This is a genomic window from Streptomyces sp. NPDC059564 (genome assembly GCF_042735575.1).
GTDB lineage: Bacteria > Actinomycetota > Actinomycetes > Streptomycetales > Streptomycetaceae > Streptomyces.
Genome location: NZ_JBHWBP010000691.1, coordinates 1 through 1,339, shown reverse-complemented (window position 1 = coordinate 1,339; position 1,339 = coordinate 1). Strand labels below are relative to the sequence as shown.

The 1,339-nt window shown below is 73.1% G+C and carries 1 protein-coding gene and 1 pseudogene; both read right to left on the bottom strand.

Translation table 11 applies throughout. The annotated features are described in order from the left end of the window. A pseudogene (locus tag ACFV0Q_RS41680) lies at positions 1–332 on the bottom strand (hypothetical protein); the annotation flags it as partial. Beyond that, positions 329–1,306 carry a hypothetical protein gene (locus ACFV0Q_RS41675; RefSeq protein WP_385013331.1) on the bottom strand — a complete coding sequence of 326 codons (978 nt, stop codon included), beginning with the start codon at positions 1,304–1,306 and terminating at the stop codon, positions 329–331. The pseudogene ACFV0Q_RS41680 and the gene ACFV0Q_RS41675, both read right to left, overlap by 4 nt. Between the last annotated feature and the right edge of the window lie 33 nt (positions 1,307–1,339).

The window sequence follows — 1,339 nt, the reverse complement described above, 5'->3', positions numbered from 1 at the left end:
AGCATCACCGCCACCCTGCCGGCCGGATGCCCGGAGGCCGTTCCCGCGTAGCGGCCCACGCCGCCGGCGGTGCCCGCTCCGACGGTCGAGCCGACGGACCAGCCGGTGGGGGTCGTGGCGTCGCCGGTGCCCGTGAGGGCGGGCTGGGACAGGTCGCCGTTGATGACCGCTACCGGCCCGGCCTGCTGACGTACGGAGGGTCCCGGCGCCGGCGGGGCGGCGAGGGCGGGCGGGGCGGCGGCGCTCAGGGCCAGGGCGCCGCCGATGACGGTGGCAACGGTGACGGTGGCGGTGCGGGCGGTGCGGGTCGCTGGACGACGGAGCCGGTTCACTTCGCGCCTCTCTTGTGCTTCGCGGGGGCGGCCTTGTGGGCGGGGAGGACGGCGCGCCCCTTCTGACGGCTGCCTTCGGGCAGCGTGGCGGCGCTCAGCGGCCGGCTGCCGCCCCGGGTCGTGGGGGGTGTGGTGGCATCGACGCCGGTCTTGCCGTCCGGGCGCACCTTCTGGCAGGTGGTGCCGGGCACGGTGAAGGTGTCGGCGATGAAGGTGCTCCTGTTGACGGTGGAGGGGCCGTCGACGACGATGTCGCGGATCATCTCCCCGACCTTCGTCTTGAGCGAGCCGCGCACCCGCTGCATGGCGTGGCTGGAGCCGAACACCAGGGCGTCGCCGGGCGAGACGGTGAGCTCGTACTGGGTCGTCTCGCTCTGCTCGTCGACCCACGCGCGTGAATAGGTCAGGCGGAACGCGCCGTTGAACGCGGCCGTCGCGCCGAGCTCGCCGGTGAGCGTGCCGGTGGCCTTCCCGGTGGCTTGGCCGGTCAGGGTGGCCGACGGGCCCGTCTGGGTGTTGGGGGTGGTGAAGGCCGCGGTACCGCTGCCGCTGGCCTCGCCGGCGACGCTTCCCGTGCCGGTGACGCTGCCGGTGATGTTGATGCCGCCGGAGATCTCCCCACCCAGGTTGTCCGTCGTCGTCGAGCGCAGGGTCAGGGTCCGGCTGACCGTGATGTCCTTCTTCGTGCAGTTGATGACCGCGTTGCCCATCGACTGCACGGCGGTGTAGAACTCCCGCTTCTGCTCGATCTGGAAGGAGCAGCCGTCGGGCGTGGCCCTGCAGTAGTCCAGGATCCCCTTGGTCGACTCCAGCGGTGTGCCGTTCGCGTCGAAGGCCCTCGCGGTCGGGGCCGGCCCGACGGCGTCCGTACCCTCCAGCGCGCCGGCCGGGGAGGTGACCGCCAGCGTGGCCGTGGCCACGGCCGTGACGGCGAGCAGCCCGCGCCGCCGTGCGGCGGACGATCGGATCTTCATTACGGGGCCATCCTTCCGCAGATGCCGGTGTAG

Bases quoted from the DNA above. Each gene is read 5' to 3' on its own strand.
- ACFV0Q_RS41675 (WP_385013331.1), bottom strand. From the start codon at position 1,306: ATGAAGATCCGATCGTCCGCCGCACGGCGGCGCGGGCTGCTCGCCGTC.